Consider the following 20,883-nt stretch of genomic DNA (forward strand, 5'->3'; position numbering starts at 1 on the left):
CACCAATACCTCCAAGGAGTCTTTGATGGGCCAGTACACCRCACCGTTGCGCGACATGCAGTTCGTGCTCCATGAATTGCTCGGCGTGGAAGCCGAACTCAAGGCGCTGCCCCAGCACGCCGACATCGACGCGGAAACCATCAACCAGGTGCTCGAGGAAGCTGGCAAGTTCTGCGCCGAGGTGGTCTTCCCGCTCAACCAGAGCGGCGACCGCGAAGGCTGCACCTACGTCGGCGACGGCGTGGTCACCGCGCCGAAGGGCTTCAAGGAAGCCTATCACCAGTACGTGGAAGCCGGCTGGCCCGCGCTGGGATGCGATCCGCAGTACGGCGGCCAGGGCCTGCCCATCCTGGTCAACAACGCGCTGTTCGAGATGCTGAACTCGGCCAACCAGGCGTGGACCATGTATCCCGGCCTGTCGCACGGCGCGTACGAAGCGCTGCACGCGCACGGCACGCCCGAGCTGCAGAAGACCTACCTGCCCAAGCTGGTGTCCGGCGAATGGACCGGCACCATGTGCCTGACCGAGCCGCATTGCGGCACCGACCTCGGCATCCTGCGCAGCAAGGCCGAGCCGCAGGCCGACGGCTCCTACAGCATCACCGGCACCAAGATCTTCATCTCCGCCGGCGAGCACGACCTCTCCGCCAACATCATCCACCTGGTGCTTGCGCGCCTGCCGGACGCCCCGCAGGGCACCAAGGGCATCTCGCTGTTCGTGGTGCCGAAGTTCGTCCCCGACGCCAGCGGCAACCCGGGCGAGCGCAACGGCATCAAGTGCGGCTCGATCGAGCACAAGATGGGCATCCATGGCAACGCCACCTGCGTGATGAACCTGGACGGCGCGCGCGGCTGGATGGTGGGCGAGCCCAACAAGGGCCTCAACGCCATGTTCGTGATGATGAACGCGGCGCGCCTGGGCGTGGGCATGCAAGGCCTGGGCCTGACCGAAGTGGCCTACCAGAACTCGCTGGCCTACGCCAAGGACCGCCTGCAGATGCGCGCGCTGACCGGTCCCAAGGCGCCGGACAAGCCCGCCGATCCGATCATCGTGCACCCCGACGTGCGCCGCATGCTGCTGACGCAGAAGGCCTTCGCCGAAGGCGGCCGCGCCTTCAGCTACTGGACCGCGCTGCAGATCGACCGCGAGCTGTCGCACCCGGACGAAGCCGTGCGCAAGGAGGCCGGTGACCTGGTCGCACTGCTTACGCCGGTGATCAAGGCCTTCCTGACCGACAACGCTTTCACCGCCACCAACGAAGGCATGCAGGTGTTCGGCGGCCACGGCTACATCGCCGAGTGGGGCATGGAGCAGTACGTGCGAGATGCACGCATCAACATGATCTACGAAGGCACCAATACCATCCAGGCGCTGGACCTGCTGGGCCGCAAGATCCTCGGCGACATGGGCGCCAAGATGAAGGCCTTCGGCAAGATCGTGCAGGAATTCGTCGAAGCCGAGGGCACCAACGAAGCCATGCAGGAATTCGTCAACCCGCTGGCCGACCTGGGCGACAAGGTGCAGAAGCTCACCATGGAAATCGGCATGAAGGCGATGGGCAACCCCGACGAAGTCGGCGCTGCCGCGGTGCCTTACCTGCGCGTGGTGGGCCACCTGGTGTTCTCGTACTTCTGGGCCCGCATGGCCAAGATCGCGCTGGAGAAGGAAGCCGCCGGCGACAAGTTCTACACCAGCAAGCTGGCCACCGCACGCTTCTACTTCGCCAAGCTGCTGCCCGAAACGGCCGCCGAGATCCGCAAGGCGCGTGCCGGTTCGGCCACGCTGATGGCGCTGGACGCCGACCTGTTCTGATGTACTGAGGGCGTTTCGGCCGCGATCGGTTTGCCCCGTCTCCCGCTTGCGGGAGACGGGCGGGGGAGAGGGCAGGGGTTTGCGATGCGGCAACGCCCGCGCGCGCCTGCCCTCTCCCCCGGCCCTTGCCCATGAATGGGCGAGGGGAGACTACCCGGCGCGGCCGACGCCTGCTTACTCCCTGCCTCTTCTCAACGCTCACTTCCCTAGGAGCGCGCATGTCCAATTTCATCGTCAAGAAGGTCGCCGTGCTGGGTGCCGGCGTCATGGGAGCGCAGATCGCGGCGCATCTCGTCAATGCCCGCGTGCCGGTGGTGCTGTTCGATCTTCCGGCCAAGGAAGGCCCCAAGAACGGCATTTCGCTCAAGGCCATCGACAACCTCAGGAAGCTCTCGCCCGCGCCGCTCGCCATCAAGGACGAAGCCGCGCTGATCCAGGTTGCCAACTACGAGGACAACCTCGCCCTGCTCAAGGAATGCGACGTGGTGATCGAGGCGATCGCCGAGCGCATGGACTGGAAGCATGACCTGTACAAGAAGGTCGCCCCGCACCTGGCATCGCATGCCATCTTCGCCACCAATACCTCGGGCCTGTCGATCACCGCGCTGTCCGAAGGCTTCGACGCGGACCTGAAGTCGCGCTTCTGCGGCGTGCACTTCTTCAACCCGCCGCGCTACATGCACCTGGTCGAGCTGATCCCGACCGCCACCACGCAGCCCGCCATCCTGGACCGCCTGGAGACCTTCCTCACCTCCACGCTCGGCAAGGGCGTGGTGCGTGCCAGGGACACGCCCAATTTCATCGCCAACCGCGTCGGCATCTTCTCGATCCTGGCCGTGTTCGCCGAGGCCGAGAAGTACGGCATCCCGTTCGACGTGGTGGACGACCTGACCGGCGCCAAGCTGGGCCGCGCCAAGTCCGCCACCTTCCGCACCGCCGACGTGGTGGGCCTGGACACCATGGCCCACGTCATCARGACCATGCAGGACACCCTGCAGGACGATCCGTTCGCGCCGGTGTACAAGACGCCGGCCGTGCTCAAGGGCCTGGTCGACGCGGGCGCGCTGGGCCAGAAGACCGGCGCCGGCTTCTACAAGAAGGAAGGCAAGGCCATCAAGGTACTGGACCCCAAGACCGGCCAGTACGTCGACTCGGGCAAGAAGGCCGACGAGATCGTGGTGCGCATGCTGAAGAAGGAGCCGGCCGAGCGCATCAGGCTGCTGCGCGAATCCACCAACCCGCAGGCGCAGTTCCTGTGGGCGGTGTTCCGCGACGTGTTCCACTACATCGGCGTCTACCTCGAGCAGATCGCCGGCTCGGCCGCCGACATCGACCTGGCGATCCGCTGGGGCTTCGGCTGGAACTCCGGTCCCTTCGAGGACTGGCAGTCGGCCGGATGGACGCAGGTCGCCGAGTGGGTGAAGGAAGATGTCGACGCGGGCAAGGGCCTGTCCAGCGCCGCGCTGCCGGCATGGGTGTTCTCCGGCCCGGTGGCCRACAACCAGGGCGTGCATGCCGCGCAGGGTTCGTGGTCGCCGGCCGCGCAGGCCTTCGTGCAGCGCAACGCGCTGCCGGTCTATGAGCGCCAGGTGTTCCGCGCCGCGCTCAAGGGATCGGCCGCGGCCGATCCCCGCAAGGCGGGCCGCACCGTGGAAGAGAACGATGCGGTGCGCATCTGGGTCAGCGATGGCCAGGACGACGTGCTGGTGGTCTCGTTCAAGAGCAAGATGAACACCATCGGGCCGGACGTGATCGACGGCCTCACGCGCGCGATCGACCTGGCGGAAGCCGGGTACAAGGGCTTGGTGGTGTGGCAGCCCACCTCGCTGCAGCTCGGCGCGCCGGGCGGCCCGTTCTCCGCGGGCGCCAACCTGGAAGCCGCGATGCCGGCCTTCATGATGGGCGGCGCCAAGGGGATCGAACCCTTCGTCAAGAAATTCCAGGACGGCATGATGCGCGTGAAGTACAGCGCGGTGCCGGTGGTGGCGGCGGCGTCCGGCATCGCGCTGGGCGGCGGCTGCGAGCTGATGCTGCATTCGGCCAGGCGCGTGGCCGCGCTGGAGACCTATGTCGGCCTGGTGGAAGTGGGCGTGGGCCTGGTGCCGGCGGGCGGCGGCCTGAAGGAAGCCGCGCTGGCCGCGGCACGCGCGGCGCAGGCGGCCGGCAGCACCAACTACCTGCAGTTCGTCACCAGCCGCTTCCAGAACGCGGCCATGGCCCGGGTCTCGGCCTCGGCGCTGGAGGCGCGCGCGATGGGCTACCTGCAGCCGTCGGACACCATCGTGTTCAACGTGCATGAGCTGCTGTACGTCGCGCAGAACGAAGTGCGCGCGCTGGCCAGCGCCGGCTACCGCGCGCCGGTGCCGGGCACGCTGGTGCCGGTGGCCGGCCGCTCGGGCATCGCCACCATCAAGGCGTCGCTGGCGAACATGCGCGATGGCGGCTTTATCTCCGCGCACGATTTCGTGATCGCCAGCCGCATCGCCGAAGCCGTCTGCGGCGGCGACGTGGAAGCCGGCTCGCTGGTCAGCGAGGAATGGCTGCTGGCGCTGGAACGCCGTGCCTTTGTCGAGCTGCTCGGCACGGGCAAGACCCAGGAACGCATCATGGGCATGCTGCAGACCGGCAAGCCGGTGCGCAACTAAGGCAAGCGAGGAACCGACATCATGAAACAACTGCAAGACGCATACATCGTTGCCGCGACCCGCACGCCGATCGGCAAGGCGCCCAAGGGCGCGTACAAGAACACCCGCCCGGACGACCTGCTGGCCACCATCCTGCGCGCGGCCGTGGCGCAGGTGCCTGACCTCGATCCGGCGCTGATCGAGGACGCCATCGTCGGCTGCGCGATTCCCGAGGCGCAGCAGGGCCTGAACGTGGCGCGCATCGGCGCGCTGCTGTCGGGCCTGCCGGTCAGCGTGGGCGGCATCACCGTCAACCGTTTCTGCGCCTCGGGCGTGTCGGCGGTAGCGATGGCGGCCGACCGCATCCGCGTGGGGGAGTCCGACGTGATGATCGCCGCCGGCGTGGAATCGATGAGCATGGTGCCGATGATGGGCAACTCGCCGTCGATGTCGCCGTCGATCTTCGAGCGCGACGAGAACATCGGCATCGCCTACGGCATGGGCCTGACCGCCGAGAAGGTGGCGCAGAAATGGAAGGTCAGCCGCGAAGACCAGGATGCCTTTTCGCTGGCGTCGCACCAGAAGGCCATCCGCGCCCAGCAGGCCGGCGAGTTCAACGACGAGATCACGCCGGTGGAGATCGTCGAGCGATTTCCCGACCTGGCCACCGGCGAAGTCCGCATCAAGACGCGCACCATCTCGCTCGACGAAGGCCCGCGCCCGGAGACCTCGCTTGAAGGCCTGGCCAAGCTGCGCCCGGTGTTCGCCAACAAGGGCAGCGTCACCGCCGGCAACAGCTCGCAGACCTCGGACGGTGCCGGTGCGCTGATCCTGGTCTCGGAAAAGATCCTCAAGCAATTCAACCTGGTGCCGCTGGCGCGCTTCGTCTCGTTCGCGGTGCGCGGCGTGCCGCCCGAGATCATGGGCATCGGCCCCAAGGAAGCGATTCCCGCGGCGCTGAAGGCGGCCGGCCTGACGCAGGACCAGATCGACTGGATCGAGCTCAACGAAGCCTTCGCCGCGCAGGCGCTGGCCGTGACGCGCGACCTGGCACTGGACCCCGCCAAGGTCAACCGCATGGGCGGCGCCATCGCCCTGGGCCACCCGCTCGGCGCCACCGGCGCGATCCGCTCCGCCACCGTGGTGCACGCCCTGCGCCGCCACAACCTCAAGTACGGCATGGTGACCATGTGCGTCGGCACGGGGATGGGCGCGGCAGGGATCTTCGAGCGCGTCYGAACGCGCCGCCGGCGAAATGGGGCCACGGGGACACGGTTTCGCGCCGTGGCCCCGTGGCCCCGCAGCCCCGCGGCCCATTTCGCCACTCTCTCGATCAGGTGAAGAAAGCAGTGCCATGACAAGGAGACAGCTGCCGCCACGATGCGGCTCACCGGACAGGGAGGAAACAACAAGATGCAGGAGACAGTCATCGTGGCCGACGCCGCGTGCGACATGCCGCGCGCGCTGATGGCCCAACTCGGGGTACAGACGCTGCCGTTCCGCATTCGCGCAGGGGATCGCTTCGTGGCCGATGTGCGCGACGAGCCGGCCTTGCCCACGCTTTACGCGCAATACCTGGTCGGCAAGCAGGATCACTACGCCGAATCGATTCCCTTGCTGGAGCGGGAGATCGAGGACCACCTGCTCAAGCATGTGGTGACCACTTGCGACCGCGCGCTCCTGCTTACCATCGCCAGCACGCGCAGCAAGCTGTACGCGCACGCGTCCGGCGCGGTGGTCGGGACCGTGGCCAAGAGCTTCAAGGCACGCAAGGATGCGGGGCGCAGCGGCCTGTTCGACCTGACCGTGATCGACACCGGCGCGATCGGCCCGGGGCAGGCGCTGATCGTGCGCGAGGCCGCCCGCATGCTGGCCGGCGGCGCCAGCGCGCAGTCCGTCGTGGAGGCCGTGGAGGCGCGCCTGCGCGACGCGGCGCACATGTTCCTGGTGCCGGACGAGCTGCTCTATATGTACACGCGGGCGCGGCACAAGGGCGAGAACAGCATCACCTGGGGCCGCTACATGCTGGGCAGCGCCTTCAATATCCGTCCCGTCGTGCATATGCACCGCGGGCAGACCGAGGCGGTGGCCAAGGTGCGCGGCGCTGACGAAGGCATGCGCCGCGTGATGGCCCATGCCGAACGGTGCATCCGCGGCGGCCGCCTGCTCAGCCCGGCAGTTTCCCTCAGCTATGCGGGACCGCCCGAGGCGATCCGCGCCACCGCCGCCTTCCAGTCGCTGGCGCGCACCGCGCAACGGCACGAGGTGGAGCTGATGCTCGCGCCGATGAGCCTGACGGTCGCGCTCAACGTCGGCGCGAATGCGTTCGGGATGAGCTATCTTTGCGAGGATCCGCCGCCGCTGGAATAGGCTGCGGCGATACACAAGTCAACCAGGCAGTAAGGAGAAGACGATTCCATGAGCATCCTGACCAACATCGAGCAAGGCGTCCTGACCATCGAGTTCGATCGTCTGGACAAGAAGAACGCGATCACCGCGGCCATGTACCAGACCCTGGCCGACGCGCTGCGCGCCGCCGAGACCGACCCCGCCGTGCGCGTGATCGTGCTGCGCGGCAAGCCGGAAGTCTTCACGGCGGGCAACGATCTCGAGGACTTCATGCAGCGCCCGCCCACCTCGGTCGAAGGCGACCAGCCGGCGCCGGTGTTCCAGTTCCTGCAGCAGATCAGCCAGGCCGGCAAGCCGCTGGTGGCGGCGGTGAGCGGGCCAGCGGTTGGCGTGGGCACCACCATGCTGCTGCATTGCGACCTGGTCTATGCCTCCGAGACGGCCAGGCTGTCGCTGCCGTTCGCGCAGCTCGGGCTGTGCCCGGAAGCCGCCTCGAGCATGCTGCTGCCGCGCCTGCTGGGCTACCAGCGCGCCGCGGAGAAGTTGCTGCTGGGCGAGCCCTTCGGTGCGCAGGAAGCGCAGCAGATCGGCCTGGTCACGCGCGTGCTGCCGGTGGCCGAGCTGCACGACTTCGTGCTGCAGCAGGCGCGCAAGCTGGCTGCGCTGCCGGCGTCGTCGCTGCGCGAGACCAAGCGGCTGATGAAGGGCGGCGACAAGGACGCGGTGCAGGCCAGGATGGCGGAGGAGGGCGAGTCGTTCCGGCGCATGCTGCAGGCGCCTGAGGCCAAGGAAGCCTTCACCGCTTTCTTCGAGAAGCGCCGCCCGGATTTCTCCCGCTTCAACTGAGCCGCGCCGGCGCCGGGGGGCGTGAAAGGGCATCAGGGCATCAGGGCGTCGCCCATTCGCGCAGCAGGTTGTGGTACACGCCGGTGAGCCGCACCGTGGTGGCGTGCCCATGGCCGAGCGCCTGCGCGGTTTCCTGGACGGCGGTATCCAGGTCGAAGAGGAGGGCGCGCCGGGCATCGTTCCTCACCAGGCTCTGGATCCAGAAGAACGAGCAGAGCCGCGTGCCGCGGGTCACCGGGCTGACGCGATGCAGGCTCGAGGCCGGGTACAGGATCATGTCGCCAGCGGGCAGCTTGACCGCGTGCGTGCCGTAGGTGTCTTCGACGATCAGCTCGCCGCCGTCGTAGTCGTCGGGCCCGCGCAGGAACAGCGTGGCGGAGAGATCGGTGCGGATGCTGCCCGAACTGTCCGGAAGATAGCGGATGGCATTGTCGACATGGGTGCCGAACGATTGCCCGCCCTGGTAGGCGTTGAACAGCTTGGGATAGATCCTGGCAGGCAGCGCCGCCGAAAGGAACAGCGGATGGCGGCGCAGCGCCTGCTCGATCATCGCGGCGATATGCGCGCCCTGGCGGGAGTCGTGCGGCAACTGCAGGTTGTCCTTGGCAAGCGCGGACTGGAATCCCGCGGTCCCCTTGCCGTCGACCCAGTCGGCCTCCATCAGCAGGCGTACGCTTTCCCGTACCTGTTCCGGCGTCAGCACGCCGGGGATATGCACCATCATCGCTTAGACCTCGGGCTCGCGGGCCCCGCCTCGGGCGGGGCCACGGCTTGGAATCCTGCGCTCGGCAGGCAGGCGGATCAGAAAGAATAGACGGCGCTCAGCACGGCCGAGCGGCCATCGCCGTACTCGATCGCCGACGAGCGCGATGCGTTGCCCAGCACCTGGCGCACGCGGTCCACATAGGCCTTGTTGAACAGGTTGTCGATGTTCAGCTGGAACCGCAGGTGCCGGTTCGGCGCATAGCCGAGCATGGCGTTGTGCAGCCAGTAGCCGCCGAGCTTGCCGTCACCCGCGGAAGTGACGTTGCGCTTGCCGACATAGCGCGCGCCATAGCCCAGCGTTCAGCGGGACGGGAGCTGGTAGGTGGTCCACAGGCTGAGCGTATGGGGCGGCGTGTTGGCCATTGCCTTGCCCTCGCGCTCGGGCGTGGCCCGCGACCGGAGCGTGCTGCTGTTCAGGTAGGTGTAGTTGGCCAGGATCTCCCATTGCGGTGTCAGCTTGCCGGCCACGCCCAGCTCTGCGCCGCGCACGCGCTGCTTGCCCGCCAGGGCGTAGCTGCCGTCGGCCAGGCGTTCGCGTGCATTGCTCTTCTCGACCTGGAACAGCGCTGCGTTCAGTCCCAGGCGCCGCGCCATGAACTCCCATTTGCTGCCCACCTCATACGTCTTGTTCTTCTCCGGCGCGAGCGAGCCGGTGGCCTTGTCCACGCCTGAGCCGGTGGTGACCAGATATTCCGCGGACGGGTTGAAGGCGGTGCCGTAGGCAACGTAGATCCTGCCGTTATCCGCGGGTTTGAACACCAGCCCCGCCCGGGTGCTGAGCTGCCGGTCCGAGCTGTCCGCACGCTCCGTCGCCTTGCCTGTCGGGGTGCTCTCCGAGGTGCCGTCGATCCAGTCGTAGCGCAGGCCCAGATTCAGGTCCCAGTGCTTGCCCAGGGCAATGGTGTCGAGGGCGTACAGCGCCTTGACATCCAGCCAGGTCTTGTTGCTCGCGCTGTCCTGCCTGGCGATCGGGCCGCTCCAGAAGCCAGGCGGATTCCGGAGGTCGAAGCCGTTTGCGGGATAGTACCTGGCGAGATTGTAGGAATAGGTGGAGCGGTCGTAGGTTTCGCGGGAGATCTCGAAGCCGGTGACCAGCGTGTGCCCCAGCCCGAACGTGCCGAAGTGGCTGGTCAGGTTGGTCTGGTTGATCCACATGCCGCTGGTCGAGTCGCGGCCATAGCCTTGCGGGCCGGCCGGCTTGTAGCGGCCGGGCGGCAGGCCCGACAGGTCCACGTGCGAGGCGGAGATCACCGTGTCGCGGTGAAGACGCGAGTAGCGGGTCAGGCTCTGCAGCTTGAGGCTGCCGTTGAACTCATGCTCGAACCTGGCGGTGACGGCATCGGTGGTGATGTCCTCCTTGTCCAGGTTGCGCCAGCCGAAGTAGCTGTGGCGGCCGACGCCCGCGAGCGGGTTGCCATGCAGCGCCGGCACGCCGTAGTCGGGCAGGTTGTCGTCGCGCTGGTGGAAGTAGCTCAGCGTCAGGCGCGTCGGCGATTGCAGGCCGAATACGATCGACGGCGCGATGCCCCAGCGGCGACGGTCGACGGGGCCGCGCCCCGGCACGTCGTTCTCGTGCGCCATCAGGTTCAGGCGCACCGCGGAGGACCCCCCGCCCCACGGCAGCGGCTGGTTGGTATCGAGGGTCAGCCGGCGGAAATTGTCGGTCCCGAGGCCGGCGCCGGCATGCGTGAACCGCTCCGCCCCGGGCYGCTTGCTGATCATGTTGATGCTGCCGCCGGTGGTGCCGGCGCCGCCGAAGACCGAGTTCGGCCCCTTGATCACTTCGACCGCCTCGACGTTGAAGAGGTCGGTCCGGTTGTTCTGCCCGCTGTCGCGAAGCCCGTCGACCTGCATGTTCGCGTTGGCGCTGAAGCCGCGGATATTGATGCTGTCGCCCGAACCGGCGCCGCCCTCGCCCGCGTTGAAGGTGATGCCGGAGACGTTGTACAGCGCCTGCCGCAGGCTCAGGGCGTTCTGTTCTTCCATCACATGCTGCGGCACCACCGAGATGGTCTGCGGGGTGTCGAGCAGCGGCGCGGCGTACTTGGCCGAGCCGGAGACATCGACCTTGGCGCCGGGCAGCGGCGTTCCCCGTACGGTGACAGGCTCCAGCTCGACAGGCCTGCCCTGCCGTTCGCGGTCGTCCGCCAGCACTGGCGCGGCGCAGGTCGCCATTGCCAGGACGGCGCAGGCCAGGGGGCGACGCGGCGGCAGCGCGGCGGATCTTATGTATCGGCTCATTCCATGCTCCTAAGTGCATTTGAGAATCATTTGCATTTAAGTGCGTGGAGCGAGGTGAAGGAATTGGAAATGTCTGAACGCGCAGGCAGAAATTTCTGCTTTCTTCCGGGCGGACGGGAGGGGCGGGGCGGGGAGATTGCGCCCCGCGATGTGCGCGGGACGCTTCAGGGAGGACCGCAGGCGGGTCGCGGGGAGGGTGGGCTCCCGAGCCAGCCTGGTTCAGCCTGGTTCAGGATGCCGCGCAAGGGCCGCGCCGGCGGGCCGGCAACTCAGAGCTTCGGCAGCACCCGCGGCTGTCGCGTGTCATCGGTCGCCACATACGTCAGCGTGGCTTCCGTCACCTTGACGATTTCGTTGCTGTGGCGCATGCGTTGCGCGTAGACCTCCACCGACACAGTGATCGAGGTGCGGCCGGTTTTCTCGATATCGGCGTAGAAGCTGACCAGGTCGCCGACGAAGACCGGGTGCTTGAACAGGAAGGAGTTCACCGCCACCGTGGCCACGCGGCCCTGCGCGCGCTCCACCGCGGGGATCGAGCCGGCCAGGTCGACCTGCGCCATGATCCAGCCGCCGAACACGTCGCCGTGCACATTGGCGTCGGCAGGCATGGGGACCACACGCAGTGCGGGATTCTTGCCGGGCGGCAGGCAGGGTAGGACGGTGGCTTGATTCATGATGGCTTGAGGCAGGAAAACAGGGTTGGGGCGGGGCGCCGGGATCGCGGCGCGATGCCGCTACGGTATGGCGATGCTTGCCGGAGTGGACGGAGTGAGCTGGCCGCCGCACGGCGCCGGCATGGTGGCATGGCCGGAACACAGCCGCGACAAAGACGGATGCCAGGGTGGTGCCGGCTGAGCCAGCCGATCTCTGCCACAATCGCATATTCGCCCAAATTCTAACGTATGCGACGCTATTCCTCGTCGGCCGAGCCGTCCCCCGCCCAGCCCGCTTCCCTGTTCGGCAAGCCAGGCGCTCCCCGCAGCGACTGGCAGACCGTGCGCAACCTGCTGCCCTACGTCTGGCACTACAAATGGCGCGTGATCCTGGCGCTGGTGTGCCTGGTCGCGGCCAAGGTGGCCAACCTCGGCGTGCCGGTGCTGATGAAGAAGCTGGTGGACAACATGAACGTGCCTGCCGGCAGCGCCACCGCGCTGCTGGTGGTGCCGGTGGGGCTGATCCTGGCGTATGGCGTACTGCGGCTGTCCGGCACGCTGTTTACCGAACTACGCGAGATCCTGTTCGCCAAGGTCACGCAGAGCGCGGTGCGCGAGATTGCGCTGCAGGTGTTCCGCCACCTGCACGCGCTGTCGCTGCGCTTTCACCTCGAGCGGCAGACCGGCGGCATGAGCCGCGACATCGAGCGCGGCACGCGCGGCATCCAGTCGCTGATTTCCTATTCGCTCTACAGCATCCTGCCGACCCTGGTCGAGATGGGCCTGGTGATGGGCTTCTTCATCCTGCACTACGACATCTGGTTCGCCGCCATCACCGGCTGCGCGCTGGTGAGCTACATCGTGTTCACGATCGTGGTGACCGAGTGGCGCACGCACTTCCGGCGCAAGATGAACGAGCTGGATTCGCGCGCCAACCAGAAGGCGATCGATTCGCTGCTCAACTTCGAGACCGTGAAGTACTTCGGCAACGAGGAGTATGAAGCCCGCCGCTATGACGAGAACCTGCTCACCTACCGCTCCGCGGCAATCCGTTCGCAGAACTCGCTGTCTTTGCTCAACTTTGGCCAGCAGGCGATCATCGCCACCGGCCTGATCCTGATCCTGTGGCGCGCCACGGTGGGCGTGGCAGCCGGCAAGCTCACGCTGGGCGACCTGGTGCTGGTCAATACGCTGATGATCCAGCTGTACATCCCGCTGAATTTCCTCGGCGTGATCTATCGCGAGATCAAGCAGGCCACCACCGACATGGACCGCATGTTCGTGCTGCTGGGCACCAACCGCGAAGTCGCCGATGCGCCGGGCGCCCAGCCGCTGCGGGTGCGGGGCGCCGCGGTGCGTTTCGCCCATGTCGGCTTCGGCTACGAGAGCAACCGCACGATCCTGGATGGCGTGGATTTCACCATCGCGGCGGGCACCACCACCGCGGTGGTCGGGCACAGCGGCTCGGGCAAGTCCACGCTGGCGCGGTTGCTGTTCCGCTTCTACGACGTCGGCAGCGGCGCCATCGAGATCGACGGGCAGGATATCCGCGCGGTCACCCAGGACAGCCTGCGCGGCGCCATCGGCATCGTGCCGCAGGACACGGTGCTGTTCAACGACAGCATCTACTACAACATCGCCTACGGCCGCCCCGAGGCCAGCCACGATGAAGTCATCGCGGCGGCGCGCGCGGCGCAGATCGACACCTTCATCCGCGAGCTGCCGCAGGGGTACGACACGCCGGTGGGCGAGCGCGGCCTCAAGCTCTCCGGCGGCGAGAAGCAGCGCGTGGCGATCGCGCGCACGCTGCTGAAAAACCCGCCCATCCTGGTCTTCGATGAAGCCACCTCGGCGCTGGATTCGCGCACCGAGCAGGCCATCCAGGCCGAGCTGATCCGGCTGGCGCAGAACCGCACCACGCTGCTGATCGCGCACCGGCTCTCGACCGTGGTGCATGCCGACCAGATCCTGGTGATGGACCACGGCCGCGTGATCGAACGCGGCACGCACGCCGACCTGATGCGCATGGATGGCCGCTACGCCGAGATGTGGCGCATCCAGGCGCGCAGCGCCGCGCAGAACGCCACACCGGTGGAAGACGCGACGCTGGCCATCGAAGCGGGYGACGCCACGCAGGACGCCTGAGGCGCGACGGTCCGCATCGGACAGGCGCGGGTGCGCCAGATCATGGCACGCGCCTTTGACTGGTGGTGATCGCGGTGATGGCGATGGTGATGTATGAGTTCTTCGCGGTGGTGGAGCGGCGCATGACGGGCTGGGCCAGCCGCGGGTGAGGGCGGGTGTGTGCCGGTCTGGCTTGTGCGGCCAGCCTCGCTAGTCTCGCCAGCCTCGCCTACGCATAGTCAAGGGGCAGCGCCGTGGTGTACTTGATCTGCTCCATGGCAAAGCTGGAGCTGACATCGGCCAGCTCGGCCCCCTGGATCAGCTTCTTGTAGACGCGATCGTAGGCGGCGATATCCGGCACCACCACGCGCAGCAGGTAGTCGGTATCGCCCGCCATGCGGTAGAACTCGGTGACTTCGGGAATCGAGGCGACCAGGTCGTGGAAGGTCTTGAGCCACTTGGCGTTGTGCTGGTTGGTGCGGACCGAGACGAATACGGTTACGCCCACATTCAGCAGGGCCGGGTCCAGCAGCGCCACGCGCTTGCGGATGACGCCGCTTTCCTCCAGCTTCTGCACACGCCGCCAGCAAGGCGTGGAGGTGAGGCCGACGCGCTCGCCGAGTTCGGCCACGGGCAAGGTGGCGTCCTCCTGCAGGGCGGCGAGTATCTGGCGGTCGTAGCGGTCCATGGCGTGGTTCCTGTCGGGTTCCTGTCGTGCAGCATCGGTCGGTGTCCGGCCGCACGCACGCCCGCGGATCAGGCAGCGTCCACCAGCAGGTTCACACCGCTGCAGATGTGCTCCTGGTCCACCCCATAGATGTGCAGCGACACGGCCACTTCATCGCTGTCGTTGCCGAGCGCGTGGATATGGCGCAGGCCGGCCGGCACGCTGAAGGTGTCGCCCGCCGTGCGCGGCATTTCGCCGCACTGCCGCGCGCGCCGCGCCTGCGCATCCCAGCGGTAGTGGCGCTCGTGCAGCGTGCCGCGCAACACGCGGTAGGCGCACCAGGTCTGGTGGCCGTGCACCGGGCTGTGCTGGCCGGGCCGCCACACGATCAGCATGGCCGAGAAGCGTGCCAGCGGATCGGCGTGGACGAGGTGGCGCACATAGCCGTGGGGCGAGCCTTCGCGCAGCGATTCGGGCAGCAGTGCCAGCAGGGCCGCGGCGTCGGGCAGGCCGGCTTCGATGCCCTCGGCCACCATGCGCGCGCTCGCCGCGAAGGCCGAAGACATGCCGTCGGACAGCGGGGCGAAGAGGGCGCCGGGCGGGGCGCCGGGCGCGGGGTGGGCGACGGGGCCGGGCGTGCCGGCTTGCTGGGTGGCCATGACGGGCTCCTTGTTGGTATGCGCCCATCATAGCGCCCGGTCCGTAGCAAACGCGTGCGTCTTGTCGTGCAAATCTAGGTTGCAGTGTAATCTGATTCCACAAAAACTCAAGATAGTAGAATTTTGTTCCTGAGTGCGCGCCGGACGGGGGAAGCCGGTGGATAATGCCGCCTCATGGAAATCAAATGGCTTGAAGACTTCGTCAGCCTGGCCGAGACGCACAGCTTCTCGCGCTCGGCCGAGCAGCGTCATGTGACACAGCCCGCGTTCTCGCGCCGGATCCAGTCGCTGGAGTCCTGGGTGGGCACGGAGCTGATCGACCGCTCCAGCTATCCCACCAGCCTGACGCCGGCGGGCAAGGTGTTCTACGAGCAGGCGCTGGCGATGCTGGCGCAGGTCAGCGAGACGCGCGCGCTGATGCGGGGGCAGCGTTCGGCCAATGCCCAGGTGCTGGAATTCGCGGTGCCGCATACGCTGTCGCTGACCTTCTTCCCGGAGTGGCTCAAGGCGGTGGAGCGCGAGATCGGCACCCTGCCGTGCCGGCTGCGCGCGCTCAACGTCCACGACGCCGTGCTGGCGCTGGTCGACGGCGGCTGCGACCTGGTCATGGTCTACCACCACGCGCGCCAGGCCATCCAGCTCGATCCGGCGCACTACGACATGATGGTGCTGGGCATCGAGCGGCTGTCGCCGTACAGCGTGCCGGACGCCGCGGGCAAGCCGCTGTACCGCCTGCCGGGCACGGACAAGAAGCCGGTGCCCTTCCTGAGCTACACGCCGAACGCCTTCCTCGGCCGCATGGTGGACATGCTGCTCGACGAGACCCCCGACGCCCTCAAGCTCGACAAGTGCTACGAGACGGATATGGCCGAGGCGCTCAAGGTGATGGCGCTGGCGGGGCATGGCATGGCCTTCCTGCCCGAGAGCGCGGTGCGCGAGGACCTGGCCCGGCACCGGCTGGTGCGTGCCGAGCCGGCGCGCGGCGCGCCGCTGTCGATCGACATGGAGATCCGGCTTTACCGTGAAAAACCCGGCGAGCAGGCCAGCGAGCGGCGCAGCGCGCAGCTGCGCAACAAGCGCCAGCTGGTGGATCGCGTGTGGAACTCGCTGGCGGCGCGCAGCCTGCCCATGTCCGCGCCGCCGGGCGCATAGGCGCACGGATGTCGCCGCAAGGTTATGCAATCGGTGCATAACGGGATAATCAAACGGCATTGGCTTCGGCGGGGCGGCCTCCTCTAAGCTGGCCGCACTTTCACACCGAGACCAAACGATGTCTTCCGCCGCGCCGTCCAATCCTGCCGTCATGACTCACACGCTGCCGTCCTACCTCAATCCCGAGGCGCTCGGCCCCTGGGGCATCTACCTGCAGCAGGTCGATCGTGTCACGCCCTACCTGGGCTCGCTCGCACGCTGGGTCGAGACCCTCAAGCGCCCCAAGCGCGCCCTGGTCGTTGACGTGCCCATCGAGATGGACAACGGCACCATCGCCCACTTCGAGGGCTACCGCGTGCAGCACAACCTGTCGCGCGGCCCCGGCAAGGGCGGCGTGCGCTTCCACCAGGACGTGACGCTGTCGGAAGTGATGGCGCTGTCGGCCTGGATGTCGGTCAAGAACGCAGCGGTCAACGTGCCCTACGGCGGCGCCAAGGGCGGCATCCGCGTCGACCCGCGCACGCTCTCGCAGGGCGAACTGGAACGGATCACGCGCCGCTACACCAGCGAGATCAACATCATCATCGGGCCCAACAAGGACATCCCGGCGCCCGACGTCAACACCAACGCGCAGGTGATGGCCTGGATGATGGATACCTACTCGATGAATTCGGGCAGCACCGCGACCGGCGTGGTGACCGGCAAGCCGATCTCGCTGGGCGGCTCGCTGGGCCGCCACGAGGCGACCGGCCGCGGCGTGTTCGTGGTCGGATCCGAGGCGGCACGCAACATTGGCCTGGATATCAAGGGCGCCCGCGTGGCGGTGCAGGGCTTCGGCAATGTCGGCGCCGTGGCGGCCAAGCTGTTCCACGAAGCCGGCRCCAAGGTGGTGGCCGTGCAGGATCACCGCACCGCGCTGTACAACCCGGCCGGCCTGGACGTGCCCGCCATGATGGAATACGCCTCGCATAGCGGCACCATCGAAGGCTTCCAGGGCGAGACCATCTCCGCCGAGCAGTTCTGGCAGGTCGATTGCGAAATCCTGATCCCGGCCGCACTGGAAGGGCAGATCACCGCCAAGAACGCGCCCCACATCAAGGCACGCATGGTCATTGAAGGTGCGAACGGCCCGACCACGCCCGAGGCCGACGACATCCTGCGCGAGCGCAACATCCTGGTGGCGCCGGACGTCATCGCCAATGCCGGCGGCGTCACGGTTTCGTATTTTGAGTGGGTGCAGGACTTTTCCAGCTTTTTCTGGACCGAAGAGGAAATTAACCAGCGCCTGGTACGAATCATGCAAGAGGCATTCCGTGCGATCTGGCAGGTCGCCCAGGAAAACAAGGTGACCCTGCGCACGGCCGCGTTCATCGTGGCGTGCACGCGGATTCTGCAGGCGCGCGAAATGCGCGGTCTCTACCCCTGATCCTCAACGCCGGTTGCCGTTGCGGCATCGCCAATTGGTGATGCTGCGTCGCAGCAACCGGGCCGGACTTTTGGTAACGCGGCTGTCGGGCTTCCCGGCAGCCGCGTTGTCGTATGTTTCCTGCCTCGCGGCGCTGGCGCCGGGCGGCCGGATAACGGGCCGGCGACGGCTTCCTGCCTGCCGGCTCCGGGCGGCGTCCGGTGTTGCGGAAATGGGAAAAAGCGGTTTGGCGCGGCATGCGCGGGGTGGGGGCGAGGCATGGCCCGACTCCCCCGCAAACCATGCCTGTATTGGCTTTGTTAGGGGAAAAACCCGTTGTCTTGGGTGTCTGCCTGCGCAATACTATTTCGTCGGCGGGTGGTTTTTTGTTAGAGTCCCGCCTTTCTCTCTTCATGGTCAAGGAGATGTTATGAATGTTGCCAAGTTGGCTTCCCTGATGATTGCAGCCGGCGTGCTTTGCGGTACCGCGCAAGCAGCCGAGCAATTGACGGGCACGCTGCAGAAGATCAAAGACACCGGTGTGATTACGCTTGGCGTTCGTGAATCGTCGATTCCGTTCAACTACAACCTCGGCGGCGTGCGCCAGGTCGGCTATTCCTACGATATCAACGTCAAGATCGTGGAAGCCATCAAGGACCACCTGAAGCTGCCGAACCTGCAGGTCAAGGAAATCCCGATCACCTCGCAGAACCGTATCACCCTGCTGCAGAACGGCACCATCGACATCGAGTGCGGCTCGACCACGAACAACCTCGAGCGCCAGAAGCAAGCATCGTTCACCACCAGCATCTTCATCATCGGCACCCGCATCATGGTGAAGAAGGATGGCGGCATCAAGGACTGGGCCGACCTCAAGGGCAAGAACGTGGTGACCACCGCCGGCACTACGTCGGAGCGCCTGCTGCGCAAGATGAACGATGACCAGAAGCTGGGCATGAACATCATCAGCACCAAGGACCACGGCCAGTCGTTCCTGACGCTGGAATCGGGCCGCGCGGTCGCCTTCATGATGGACGACGCGCTGCTGTACGGCGAACGCGCCAAGGCCAAGAACCCGAACGACTGGATCGTGGTGGGCAAGCCGCAATCGCGCGAGTCCTACGGCTGCATGATCCGCAAGGACGACGCACCGTTCAAGAAGCTGTCGGACACCGTGATCACCGGCATGATGAAGGACGGTTCGATCAACACCCTCTACACCAAGTGGTTCCAGCAGCCGGTGCCGCCGAAGGGCCTGAACCTGGACTTCCCGCTGTCCGAAGACATGAAGGCGTTGTTCAAGACGCCGAATGACAAGGCGCTCGACTGATCCTGGGATTCCGGTTGTGCGAAACGGAAGGCATGTCCTTCCGTTTCTTTTTGAGGACTCATCATGAATTACAGCTGGCATTGGGGTGTATTCCTCGAACAAGCCGCCCAGAACGAGACCTATCTTGACTGGATGATTTCCGGGCTCAAGGTCACGCTGGCGCTCGGGCTCTCGTCGTGGGTGATCGCCCTCGTCATTGGCTCGGTGCTCGGCGTGCTGCGCACGGTGCCCAACAAGTGGCTGTCCGGCCTTGCCGCGACCTACGTCGAGATCTTCCGCAATATTCCGCTGCTGGTGCAGCTGTTCATCTGGTACTTCGTCATGCCCGAGCTGTTGCCCGGCGGCGAAATGTTCAAGCAGATGAACCCGTTCGCGCAGCAGTTCCTGGCAGCCATGCTCTGCCTGGGCACCTTCACCGCGGCCCGTGTCTGCGAACAGGTCCGCTCCGGCATCAACTCGCTGCCGCCCGGCCAGCGCAACGCGGGCCTGGCGATGGGCTTCACGCTGGCGCAGACCTACCGCTTCGTGCTGCTGCCGATGTCGTTCCGCGTCATCGTGCCGCCGCTGACTTCCGAGTTCCTGAACATCTTCAAGAATTCCGCGGTCGCGTCGACGATCGGCCTGCTGGAACTGGCGGCGCAAGGCCGGCAACTGGTGGACTACACGGCGCGCCCGTATGAGTCCTTCATCGCGGTGACCCTCATGTACGCGCTGATCAACATCGTCGTGATGCTGCTGATGCGCTGGGTCGAAGGCCGCACGCGCGTGCCCGGCTTCATCGGCGGCAAGTAAGAGGACACGTCATGGCATATACATTCGATTTCAGCTCGATCAACGCGACCACGCTGGAAGTGCTGGGCGAGGGCATGCTGGTCTCGCTCAAGATCACCGTCACCGCGGTGGTGGTCGGTATCGTCTGGGGCACCATCCTGGCGATGATGCGCCTGTCCTCGGTCAAGCCGCTGAACTGGTTCGCGCAGGGATACGTGACCATCTTCCGCTCCATCCCGCTGGTGATGGTGTTGCTGTGGTTCTTCCTGATCATCCCGCAGGTGCTGCAGAAGGTGTTCAACCTGTCGCAGGCGTCGGACCTGCGCATGAYCTCGGCGCTGGTGGCGTTCGCGCTGTTCGAGGCGGCTTACTATTCCGAGATCATCCGCGCCGGCATCCAGAGCGTGTCGCGCGGGCAGATGTTCGCCGCCCAGGCCATGGGCATGACCTACGGGCAGTCCATGCGGCTGGTGATCCTGCCGCAGGCGTTCCGCAACATGGTGCCGCTGCTGCTGACCCAGGGCATCATCCTGTTCCAGGATACGTCGCTGGTCTACGTGAGCGCGCTGGCCGACTTCTTCGGCCAGGCCTACGGCATCGGCGAACGCGACGGCCGCATCGTGGAGATGCTGCTGTTTGCCGGCCTGGTGTACTTCATAATCTGTTTCTCCGCATCGCTGCTGGTCAAGCGTTACCAGAAAAAGGTGGCCGTATGATTGAAATCAACAACGTCTCCAAGTGGTACGGCGCCTTCCAGGTGCTGACCGATTGCACCACCAAGGTCGCCAAGGGCGAGGTGGTGGTGGTGTGCGGTCCGTCTGGCTCCGGCAAGTCGACCCTGATCAAGACCGTCAACGCGCTGGAACCGTTCCAGAAGGGCGACATCACCGTGGACGGCACCTCGGTGGGCTCGCCCAAGACCAACCTGCCCAAGCTGCGCTCGCGCGTGGGCATGGTGTTCCAGAACTTCGAGCTGTTCCCGCACCTGTCGATCACCGAGAACCTGACCATCGCCCAGATGAAGGTGCTCGGCCGCTCGAAGGAAGAGGCGACCGCGAAGGGCCTGAAGTACCTGGACCGCGTGGGCCTGAAGGCGCAGGCGGCCAAGTTCCCGGGCCAGCTGTCGGGCGGCCAGCAGCAGCGCGTGGCGATCGCCCGCGCGCTGTCGATGGACCCGATCTGCATGCTGTTCGACGAACCCACCTCGGCGCTGGACCCGGAAATGGTCAACGAAGTGCTGGACGTGATGGTGCAGCTGGCGCAGGAAGGCATGACCATGATGTGCGTGACCCACGAAATGGGCTTCGCGCGCAAGGTCGCCAACCGCGTGATCTTCATGGACCAGGGCAAGATCGTCGAGGACGCCGACAAGGAAGAGTTCTTCGGCAATATCGAGGCGCGCTCGGACCGGGCACGCCAGTTCCTGTCGAAGATCCTGCATCACTGAGACGGCAGGTCGCCGCCACGGCGGCTCGCCATGGAAA

The 20,883-nt window shown here is 66.4% G+C and carries 16 protein-coding genes and 2 pseudogenes; 13 read left to right on the forward strand and 5 right to left on the reverse strand.

Features of this window, described 5'->3' with window-relative positions:
- The first annotated feature begins 25 nt into the window (after positions 1-25).
- The 5 genes from AC1DO7_RS02065 to AC1DO7_RS02085 all read left to right on the forward strand — a co-directional run bounded on the left by AC1DO7_RS02065 (position 26) and on the right by AC1DO7_RS02085 (position 7,632).
- On the forward strand, positions 26-1,813 hold the full coding sequence (locus AC1DO7_RS02065) for an acyl-CoA dehydrogenase C-terminal domain-containing protein (RefSeq protein WP_477115736.1): 1,788 nt from the start codon (positions 26-28) through the stop codon (positions 1,811-1,813).
- A gap of 218 nt (positions 1,814-2,031) precedes the next feature.
- Positions 2,032-4,458, forward strand: coding sequence for a 3-hydroxyacyl-CoA dehydrogenase/enoyl-CoA hydratase family protein (locus AC1DO7_RS02070; protein ID WP_477115737.1), 2,427 nt, complete (start codon positions 2,032-2,034; stop codon positions 4,456-4,458).
- 18 nt (positions 4,459-4,476) lie between these two features.
- Positions 4,477-5,778 (forward strand): acetyl-CoA C-acyltransferase, encoded by a 1,302-nt coding sequence (locus tag AC1DO7_RS02075; protein ID WP_477115743.1) that lies wholly within the window; start codon positions 4,477-4,479, stop codon positions 5,776-5,778.
- A 72-nt stretch (positions 5,779-5,850) separates the two neighbouring features.
- Positions 5,851-6,807 (forward strand): DegV family protein, encoded by a 957-nt coding sequence (locus tag AC1DO7_RS02080; RefSeq protein ID WP_441613614.1) that lies wholly within the window; start codon positions 5,851-5,853, stop codon positions 6,805-6,807.
- 48 nt (positions 6,808-6,855) lie between these two features.
- On the forward strand, positions 6,856-7,632 hold the full coding sequence (locus tag AC1DO7_RS02085; RefSeq protein ID WP_441613613.1) for an enoyl-CoA hydratase: 777 nt from the start codon (positions 6,856-6,858) through the stop codon (positions 7,630-7,632).
- A 40-nt stretch (positions 7,633-7,672) separates the two neighbouring features.
- Here AC1DO7_RS02085 and AC1DO7_RS02090 read toward each other — a convergent pair whose 3' ends face one another.
- From AC1DO7_RS02090 to AC1DO7_RS02100, 3 genes and pseudogenes are all read right to left on the reverse strand, one after another.
- Complete coding sequence (locus AC1DO7_RS02090) at positions 7,673-8,356, reverse strand: Fe2+-dependent dioxygenase (RefSeq protein ID WP_441613612.1); 684 nt, start codon at positions 8,354-8,356, stop codon at positions 7,673-7,675.
- A gap of 77 nt (positions 8,357-8,433) precedes the next feature.
- A pseudogene (locus AC1DO7_RS02095) lies at positions 8,434-10,638 on the reverse strand (TonB-dependent receptor).
- Between the two features lie 269 nt (positions 10,639-10,907).
- The gene (locus AC1DO7_RS02100) at positions 10,908-11,312 is read right to left on the reverse strand and encodes an acyl-CoA thioesterase (protein ID WP_441613611.1); all 405 of its coding nucleotides are present in this window, start codon (positions 11,310-11,312) and stop codon (positions 10,908-10,910) included.
- A 228-nt stretch (positions 11,313-11,540) separates the two neighbouring features.
- Here AC1DO7_RS02100 and AC1DO7_RS02105 point away from each other — a divergent pair, with 228 nt between their 5' ends.
- Positions 11,541-13,436, forward strand: coding sequence for an ABCB family ABC transporter ATP-binding protein/permease (locus AC1DO7_RS02105; RefSeq protein WP_441613610.1), 1,896 nt, complete (start codon positions 11,541-11,543; stop codon positions 13,434-13,436).
- Positions 13,437-13,495: 59 nt separating this feature from the next.
- Positions 13,496-13,585 (forward strand): annotated as a pseudogene (locus tag AC1DO7_RS02110) (ABC transporter permease); the annotation flags it as partial.
- A gap of 59 nt (positions 13,586-13,644) precedes the next feature.
- Here the strand turns inward: AC1DO7_RS02110 and AC1DO7_RS02115 are convergent.
- Positions 13,645-14,103 carry an Lrp/AsnC family transcriptional regulator gene (locus AC1DO7_RS02115; protein WP_441613609.1) on the reverse strand — a complete coding sequence of 153 codons (459 nt, stop codon included), beginning with the start codon at positions 14,101-14,103 and terminating at the stop codon, positions 13,645-13,647.
- A gap of 68 nt (positions 14,104-14,171) precedes the next feature.
- The gene (locus AC1DO7_RS02120; RefSeq protein WP_441613608.1) at positions 14,172-14,741 is read right to left on the reverse strand and encodes a cysteine dioxygenase family protein; all 570 of its coding nucleotides are present in this window, start codon (positions 14,739-14,741) and stop codon (positions 14,172-14,174) included.
- 174 nt (positions 14,742-14,915) lie between these two features.
- Between AC1DO7_RS02120 and AC1DO7_RS02125 the strand changes: the two genes are divergently transcribed.
- From AC1DO7_RS02125 to AC1DO7_RS02150, 6 genes are all read left to right on the forward strand, one after another.
- On the forward strand, positions 14,916-15,893 hold the full coding sequence (locus AC1DO7_RS02125) for a LysR family transcriptional regulator (RefSeq protein WP_441613607.1): 978 nt from the start codon (positions 14,916-14,918) through the stop codon (positions 15,891-15,893).
- A gap of 118 nt (positions 15,894-16,011) precedes the next feature.
- Positions 16,012-17,319, forward strand: coding sequence for a Glu/Leu/Phe/Val family dehydrogenase (locus AC1DO7_RS02130; RefSeq protein WP_477115738.1), 1,308 nt, complete (start codon positions 16,012-16,014; stop codon positions 17,317-17,319).
- A 409-nt stretch (positions 17,320-17,728) separates the two neighbouring features.
- Positions 17,729-18,628, forward strand: coding sequence for a glutamate/aspartate ABC transporter substrate-binding protein (locus tag AC1DO7_RS02135; protein WP_441613605.1), 900 nt, complete (start codon positions 17,729-17,731; stop codon positions 18,626-18,628).
- Positions 18,629-18,691: 63 nt separating this feature from the next.
- The gene (locus AC1DO7_RS02140; RefSeq protein WP_441613604.1) at positions 18,692-19,420 is read left to right on the forward strand and encodes an amino acid ABC transporter permease; all 729 of its coding nucleotides are present in this window, start codon (positions 18,692-18,694) and stop codon (positions 19,418-19,420) included.
- Positions 19,421-19,431: 11 nt separating this feature from the next.
- Positions 19,432-20,115, forward strand: a complete 684-nt coding sequence (gene gltK, locus AC1DO7_RS02145) for a glutamate/aspartate ABC transporter permease GltK (RefSeq protein ID WP_477115739.1) — start codon at positions 19,432-19,434, stop codon at positions 20,113-20,115.
- On the forward strand, positions 20,112-20,846 hold the full coding sequence (locus AC1DO7_RS02150) for an amino acid ABC transporter ATP-binding protein (RefSeq protein ID WP_441613602.1): 735 nt from the start codon (positions 20,112-20,114) through the stop codon (positions 20,844-20,846). Before gltK ends, AC1DO7_RS02150 begins: the two co-directional genes overlap by 4 nt.
- The last annotated feature ends 37 nt before the right edge of the window (positions 20,847-20,883 follow it).

The organism is Cupriavidus sp. 05N40 (assembly GCF_056397305.1).